General features: G+C 56.3%; 3 protein-coding genes. All 3 read left to right on the top strand.

Features of this window, described 5'->3' with window-relative positions; translation table 11 throughout:
• Window positions 1–110 precede the first annotated feature (110 nt).
• Window positions 111–680: an N-acyl amino acid synthase FeeM domain-containing protein gene (locus NZK35_RS25315; RefSeq protein WP_407699830.1), complete on the top strand. Its 570-nt coding sequence runs from the start codon at window positions 111–113 to the stop codon at window positions 678–680.
• Between the two features lie 485 nt (window positions 681–1,165).
• Complete coding sequence (locus tag NZK35_RS25310; protein WP_259635311.1) at window positions 1,166–1,717, top strand: ECF-type sigma factor; 552 nt, start codon at window positions 1,166–1,168, stop codon at window positions 1,715–1,717.
• Between the two features lie 122 nt (window positions 1,718–1,839).
• Window positions 1,840–7,902 carry a protein kinase domain-containing protein gene (locus NZK35_RS25305; protein ID WP_323379670.1) on the top strand — a complete coding sequence of 2,021 codons (6,063 nt, stop codon included), beginning with the start codon at window positions 1,840–1,842 and terminating at the stop codon, window positions 7,900–7,902.
• The last annotated feature ends 307 nt before the right edge of the window (window positions 7,903–8,209 follow it).

Raw genomic sequence — 8,209 nt, 5'->3', positions numbered from 1 at the left:
TGTTTGTGGAGACTGTTCGCAGGGAGACTCACTCGACGCGTAGACAGCGAGTTGGAGATGAAGATCCGACGATCAATAGCACGACCCGGTAAAGAATCGAGGTGAAAGCGATGCTCGAGCAGGCGCAACGACGCTATGAATTTAAGACCGCTGGCTCGGCTCGCGAGCGGGCGGAGGTTAACCGACTTCTCTACCGGACTTTCGTGTTGGAGATCCCGCGGTACGATGATCCCGGCACTGGCTTTTTGATCGATAGATTTGATCGTAGCAACATCTACTTCGTTGCAATCCATAACGGACGCGTGTGTGGCACAATGGCGGTTCATGACGGGCCACTCTTTTCCGTTGCTAGTGCGATTGCAGATTCAAGTGTGCTTGCGCGACTCCGTCGACCACTCCTTGAAGCCAGAATCTTCGCCGTGGATTCGCACCGTCGATTTGGAGTTGTCTTCGCCGGGTTGGCGTGCAGCGTCTATCAATACGCCGTCTCGAATGGCTATGCCAACATTCTAATCTCCGGACTCGAACGGCGACGAGGCATGTACGAGCGCATGGGATTTCGGCCGCTCGGGCCTCCGGTACTTCGAGAGGACGATTGCTTTGTGCCGATGTCTTTGGACCTGACGACCGTTACAACTCAGGTCAAGAAAGATCTGAATCGATGGAGTGAGCTTCTGTAACGGCCAAACTTCTGATCTCGCCCGATAGAGCGGTTGCTGTCGTTGGAACGAGAAGGGTGTGGTACTGGCCTTTAGTAGTCCCGCGAATTCGCTCCCCGAACTCACCTCGGATGCATCGACCGACGCGAGTTCGCAGAATCGCTTCGCCGCATTGTCCGCTAAATCTAAGGCCTGATTCCGGCAAAACTGCGTCGAAACGGCGATACAGTTGCGTCTTGGGCCGAAGTACCGGTGCAGATCGCCTTCGTGCGAGCCGCACGGTCGGACTAGCACAGTGTAAGCCGGCGAATACAAGTCCTCTGAATGGCTGCGGTCCAGTCTTTGCGGTCCGCCGATTCGTCGGCAGTGTTGCTTCTTGCTGCAGATCCTGAGTCATTCGACGTTTGTGTGCGTCCACGCACGCATGGCCGTCGGTTCTCATTCCAGGAGACGCCTCCCCGGTTGAAATGCTGGAGACGGCCACGCCGCATCGCTATGCTGTGCCTATGGCTGACGTAACGCAGATTCTTGCACAGATCGAACAGGGTAATGCCGCGGCAACCGACGCGTTGCTGCCTTTGGTCTATGAGGAGTTACGCAGGTTGGCGGCATCCAGGCTTGCTCAGGAGAAGCCGGGGCAAACGCTGCAGGCGACCGCCCTGGTGCACGAAGCGTACATTCGATTGATCGACGTCAAACGCGTCCAACGCTGGGATTCACGTGGCCACTTTTTCTCCGCTGCGGCCGAAGCGATGCGGCGTCTGCTGGTAGAACAATATCGGCGCAAGCAACGCATTAAACACGGCGGTGAGCTGCAGCGGGTCCCGCTGGTGGACATCGTAGCCGATCGGCCGGAGGATGATATCGAGGCACTGGATGAATCACTGAAAGAACTCGCAGCCGAGGACGAATTGGCCGCCAAAGTCGTCGAGTTGCGGTACTTCGCCGGGCTTGGGCACGAGCAGATCGCCGAGTTCACGGGAGTTTCCGTGTACGAGGCCCGCAAAAAATGGACCTACGCCCGCGCTTGGCTACGCGAAAAGCTTACCGACTCGTGAACCGGGAATTCGTTTCACTTTTTTCGACAGCTCGGCTGCGAAACGTCGCATTAGTTAATAGAAGCTTCAAGAGTAGAGGTTCAATCCAACTCTAGCCCACTCAATCTGCGGAAGAACTGGTCATGAGCAATCCCCAGCAAGTTCAGTCCATTTTTGGGGAGGCCGTGCAGAAGCCGGAGTCAGAGCGGGCTGAGTTTCTGGACCGCGCGTGCCGCGAGGACAGTGAATTACGTGGGCGGGTCGAAGCACTGATCGCGGCCCATGAAAACTCGGGCAGCTTCCTCGACTCGCCGCCCAAAGATCTCGCGGGGACCAGCCCCACGATCGTACACTCGATGCCCGAGCAAGCGGGCAGCTTGATTGGCCCGTTCCAACTGCTGCAGCAGATCGGCGAAGGAGGCATGGGCGCGGTCTACATGGCGGAGCAGATTGAGCCGGTCGAGCGACGCGTCGCCCTGAAAATCATCAAGCCGGGCATGGACACCAAAGCGGTGATCGCTCGTTTTGAAGCCGAGCGGCAGGCTCTGGCAATGATGGACCATCCGAACATCGCCAAAGTGTTGGATGTCGGGACGACGAATTCTGGACGTCCCTACTTTGTAATGGAACTCGTTCGCGGCGTTCCCATTACGCAATACTGCGACGAACATCACTTGACGCCGCGACAGCGATTGGAGCTGTTCCTCCCTGTCTGTCAGGCGGTGCAGCATGCCCATCAAAAGGGAATCATCCACCGCGACATCAAGCCATCGAACGTGCTGGTCGCTGAATATGACGACCGCCCCGTCCCAAAGATCATCGACTTTGGTTTGGCCAAAGCAATGGAAAAGCGTCTGACCGCGAAAACCATGTTCACCGAGTTCGGGCAAATTGTGGGCACGCCCGACTACATGAGTCCCGAGCAGGCCAAGTTGAACCAGATGGATATCGACACCCGCAGCGATATCTACTCGCTGGGGGTCTTGCTTTACGAGTTGCTCTCGGGCAACACGCCCTTTGACCGCCAGCGAATGCGAAGTGCCGCGTTTGACGAACTGCTGCGGATCATCCGCGAGGAAGAACCGCCCAAACCGAGTCAGCGTCTGAGCACGGTCGACACATTGCCCTCGATCGCCGCCAACCGTCATATCACACCAGCCGAATTGACCCGGCAGCTCAGTGGCGAGCTGGACTGGATCGTGATGAAGACGCTGGAGAAGGATCGATCGCGACGATACGACACAGCCAACGGATTGGCTGCTGATCTTCAACGCTTCTTGGACGACGAGCCGGTTCTGGCCTGTCCGCCGTCAACATCGTACAGAATCCGCAAATTCGCGCGGCGGAACAAAGCGCCCCTCGCGATGGCGACCGCGGTGACGCTCGCGCTAGTCACTGTCGCAATCGGGTCGACCATCGCTGCAAGTCGGTTCCGCAGCCTGGCCGCGCGAAACGCCGAACTAGCCGTGGCGGCCACGCATTCTGAGGCAACGGCGATCAAAGCACAGCAAGAGGCTGAAGCGGCGCGGGACGGGGAGCAGGGCCTCCGGATCGAAGCTCAGCGACAGACCAAGATTGCCACGGAAGCTCTGGTCGACGCCCGGCAGCAGCGTGAACGTGCGGAAGAGAGCTTTGTCCTGGCCCGCTCAGCGGTGGACGAGTTTCTGAATCATGTCACGAAAAACGAGTTGCTGACGGTTCCGGGTATGCAACCCCTGCGTCAGAAACTGCTCTCATCGGCGATGGAGTTCTACAACAATTTTACTCAGGACGAGGACAACTCGGGTGAGCTGTTGGTCGAGTTAGCGGCGGCCCACTACCGCATCGCTGTGATTAGTAGCGAACTGGGGCAGAAAGAGGCGTCGTCGAGTTCCAATGCCAAGTCAATCGAGATTTTTGAGAAACTCGTCGAGGGCGGCAACGATAGCCTGGACGTTCGATTGGGATTGGCGAAGTCTTTCTTCCGCGCCAAACGCTACGACGACACAGTAACACTCTGTCGCGAAATTCTGAAGTTGAATGCCGAGCACCCACCAACCCGCAGTCTGCTGGCGAATGCGTATAACTCACTGGCAATTGGCGATGAAGAGAGCGTCGAGATCGGCACTGCGCTGGAATATCACCAACAAGCGTTGGCACTGCGTGAAGGGCTTGCAAGCGAGTTTCCGCGCAACGCAGATTATATCGCTGAGTTGGGTGGAACGCTGAACAATCTGGGCGTGTTACTGGCGAGTCAGAATAAGAATCGAGAAGCGCTGGCGATGTTTCAGCGTGGCGTCAGCTATGCGGCAGAAGCGTACGAACTCGCACCCCAGAGCATTACCTGGGGCCGGTGGTTGAGCATTGGACTGAAAAATGTGGCGATAAAGCAGGCGCTATTCAGCGAGCAGGACAACGCTTTGCAGTCCTACCAGCAGTACGTTGACGTTTGTCGCAAACTGGCCTTCGAGAATCCAGCAGTACCATCGCTCAAAGGCGAGCTGCATCAGGCGCTTATGGACCTGGCGAATTACCAACGAGAGCTTAACCTGACAGTCGCAGCCGACCGATCGTTCAAGGCCGCGCAGGAAGTGTTGGAGAACATCGATCGAACGACGCCCGCCGAAATGTTCGATCTGGCAATCGTGTATGGCGCGCTGTCACTCCCGACGGAAGGCTCCGTCGAATTGTCGGAAAAGGATCAAGCCGAACGTCAACGATATGCTGATCTAGCGATCGAGACGATCGCCGAGGCAGTCAAAAATGGCTTCAGTGATGTCAAGGCGATGAAGTCGCACAAATCGCTTGCCGCCCTGCGAGATCGCGACGACTTCCAAATGCTCTTCAAAGAGCTCCGGGCAAAAGAACTAGCAGCCCAAGAGGTGGACACCGACGATCAGAAGCTCGCCAACCGCCGCAAGAGCGTAAACCTACTTCGGGAACTGGCCGGAAATGGTTCAGCTGGATCACGCCACCGAAAAACGCTGGCGGCGACGTTACACTCCGTCGGCGAGATACAAATTGGGCTCAAGAATTACGACGAAGCGAGAGCGTCACTGCAAGAGGCGTTGCAGACGAGTCAGGCGATTCTGGACGAACAGCCGGACGATCCGCAGGCGAGCTTGAATGTCCTGGGGGTCGAGTACTCGCAGGGGCGATTGCACATGGCTCAGGAGCGATACCCCGAAGCCCATCGAGACGCGCAGGGCTGCCTCGAAAAGTTGCTTCAGATCGCGCAAAACCATTTCGAAAATCAGGATCTTCAAAGGGAAATCTCGATTCAGGAACGAAAACTTTATCAGCTTTACGGCCGCTGTGGTCTGTTTCCGTTGGTTCGCGACTATGCCGCGCGTAGTGTCAAGTTCCACAGGGTTCGGTCCACTGCGGACTTACCCGAACTCGCAACGGAAGGTGAGTTCTCCGCCATCGTACTCCTGGACACCGATGAAGAACTCGCACGTGGCTATCTCAGCCAGCTTGTTGAGTCGGTGCAAAACACGGAGTATTGGGATGTGTTCCATCTCGTACGAGTCCTCGCTGCGGCTGGAGGGACCGATCTTCTTTCTGATGAATTGCTCTCCCGGTACCAAACCTTCTTCGATGAGAATCCCGATAAGGAGTGGATTGCCGTCGGGATGGCGATGGTGCATTACCGCTACGATCGGTTCCCTGAAGCTCAGTCAGTCCTTGAGAAGTTTCGCTACAGCACCAGGCCACAAATCGCGTTTTTGGACGCTGCAATTGCCGCGAAACTTGGCGACAAAGAACGAGCTCGGCAGCGATGGTCAGACGGTGAAACACGGTACCAACAGAATTGTCGCGCCGCCCTGGATCGCGGTGTTGCCGACAATGACAACGGGATATTCCACGAGTCCTGGTGGCAATTTATCTATGACGCGGCAATGCGAAGACTCGCTGTGGAGACTATGTCCCCGGGGCAGGCAGCAGATGACCCCTGGCTGCACCTGATCCAGGCTCGTGGCTACGCCACAATCGGCGAAATTGACCAAGCGGAGGCGGAACTGTCTGCTGCTCTCGCCGCCTCGGCGAACAATGTCGATGCTCTGCTGGCTCGTATGCGACTGTTCGAGCAACTGCAGGACGAGCGATTTTCCGCCGATGCGGAATGGCAGAAAGTTGTGGACTTGGCGGCAGACGATCCCATGGCGTGGATTCATCGCGGTCGCTGGAACATGCAACGCGGCGAGAAGAAAAAGGCGGAAGCCGACTTCGCCAAAGCAGCATCACTCACGCCCGATGAACTCAACAAATTCCTCGAAGCCGGTTGGTGGATCGCCGGTCCGTATCCATCCAAACTCAGCGATTTCTACCGACCGGAGATCGAAACTGATCCGTCAAAGCCCGTGCCTCTGATTGACCTGACAACTGGAGTCTCCAGCTCGCCCTCGCCGTGGCTGGATGTACAGCACGAAATTGATGGATTTATTCACCCAAAGAAGCTGTTTGGAGGTCAAACCGACGGATCGGTCTACGCACTGGCTTATGTCTATTCGCCGGATGAACGGACGGAATTCATTCGTATCGACCGTGGCAGTGCGCCACGCGTGTGGTGGAACGGACGAATGGTGATGCGCTACGATAGTGATGCCTTTCACGGCGATGCGCTCGCGCTTCGAATCCCTGTCACGATGCGTCCAGGTCTCAACGAGCTTTTGCTTCAAACTCGGACCGATTATCTGTTCAAGGTTTACCTCGGGGATGCGCCATCCGCACGCTTTTACGAGCTGGCGGAGCAAGGGCTTTGGCGACGTTTGTCGAAAACCATGGTGGAAGATCGCCTCATATCGATTGATGGCATTTTCGAACTCTACCCTCCCTTGCTGAACGTATTGTCGCTTGCCGGCGATCAACAATTGCTGCATCGCCTGACAGACCGACTACTCGAAAAGGCAACCAAGTCATCCAACAGCTCAAACCAATCGATCGCAGCGCAAATTCTTGTGCTCTCCGACGACCCTATCGTGCGGCAGCGGGCCGACGAAGTGGTGACGCGACTCATCTTGACGCTTCCAGAAGCACGAAAGACCGGCGCCCTGAGGGACTATCGTCTTCGAGCATTGACATTGTACGCCGCCCTATTCGGGGACATCGATGAAGCTCAGCGGTACCTGGGCGAACTTGAACGGACGGACACTTGGCGAAAGATGGTATCACCGCTCCGAGCGATCGTGTTGCAGCAGGCGCAACAACGTGAGCAGGCGGTCGCCGCACTTGAGATAGGTCTCGAATTCTGGGAGAGCTTTACGTTCCTTTGGTACCAGCGGGTTTGGTATCTCGCCGTGCTGCGCAAAGCCGAGCTTCAGATTACAGGCGAGACGACCCGCACGGATGCAATTGTCGAGAACATCGAGAAGCAGGCGCTGGCGACTTTACAGAACCGAGATCCAAAGACGGCCGCGTTCGACCACCTTGTCGAAACGTACGGAAGGATCAGCTCAGAAAAAGACCCTGAGTATCCCTATCTGATGCGTGCTCGCCGCTTGGCAGAACTCGGCCGCGACGACGCCGCGGCAGCCGACTTCAACAAGGTCGTAGAATTGCGTTCCCCGGACGGAACAATCACGGCGAATCTTCTGATAGAGTTGGGCGATCAGCTGTTCCGTGAAGGTGATTGGGCAGCGGCAGCGGTGGTTTACCATCACTATCTCCAAAACTCTCCGGATGACTCTCGATACTGGTTGGCCTATGTCAAGAGCTTGTTATTCAGCGGTCGAATCAAGGACTGCCACGCCTACTGTGCCGACTTACTTGAGCAATTTGGACAAACCGAGGATCCGCAAACAGCCCAAATTTTGATTTACTGCCTGAACAGAGATCCCGCTGCCGTGGAAGACTGGACCGTTCCCCTGCGTCTTGCGGAATTAGTTCTGACGAGCGAGGCCCCGAACAAGAAAAACTTGGCTTTCTTATACAGTCGGGCGGGGCAACACAAACGTGCGATTGAATTGCGTGAAGAGTCAATTCGAGACGCACAACGCGAGTTCACTGCCACGGACTGTATTCTCATTGGACTTTCCTATCACGGATTGGGGGACTTCGAAGCGGCAAAGCACTACCTGGACAAAGCCAATCGAATCGCGGCGGAAGACGCGGCGCAGAAAAACGACACGGATTATCAAGGATTGTATCGCCAGCTAGCGGAGTTATTGGCCTCCGCAGTGCAGCGATCTGAAGAGGCCAACGAGCCGGGAAAATCAAAAGAGTAAGGTTTCGTAAACCCGGACTTTGAAGCAGGCAGGATAGCAGTATTCCAGTTTCTATCGATCTGTAATGAAAAGTCTCGAGGAGCAATCGTGGCGTGGGAGTGGCCCGGTTTCGGTAGCGAAAGCACGAGACTTGGGCTACGGCAGACTCGCATCTGGTCGGATTTCCCAAAAAATCTTCGACAGCTCCGCCACTCCACGGCGCATTGATAAGTAGGAGCACGCAGCGCGAGAAACTGCCGAGTTCCCTCGGGGAAATCGCAGCGCCAATCCGCACCGTGCTTAGAGGAGCGACACCGTAGGTCAGGTC

Source organism: Stieleria sedimenti, from assembly GCF_025060895.1.
Taxonomy (GTDB): Bacteria; Planctomycetota; Planctomycetia; order Pirellulales; family Pirellulaceae; genus Stieleria; species Stieleria sedimenti.
The sequence above is the reverse complement of the archived record's forward strand: the minus strand, read 5'-3'. Positions and strand labels throughout refer to the sequence as shown.

Bases quoted from the DNA above. Each gene is read 5' to 3' on its own strand.
- NZK35_RS25315 (WP_407699830.1), top strand. From the start codon at position 111: ATGCTCGAGCAGGCGCAACGACGCTATGAATTTAAGACCGCTGGCTCG.
- NZK35_RS25310 (WP_259635311.1), top strand. From the start codon at position 1,166: ATGGCTGACGTAACGCAGATTCTTGCACAGATCGAACAGGGTAATGCC.
- NZK35_RS25305 (WP_323379670.1), top strand. From the start codon at position 1,840: ATGAGCAATCCCCAGCAAGTTCAGTCCATTTTTGGGGAGGCCGTGCAG.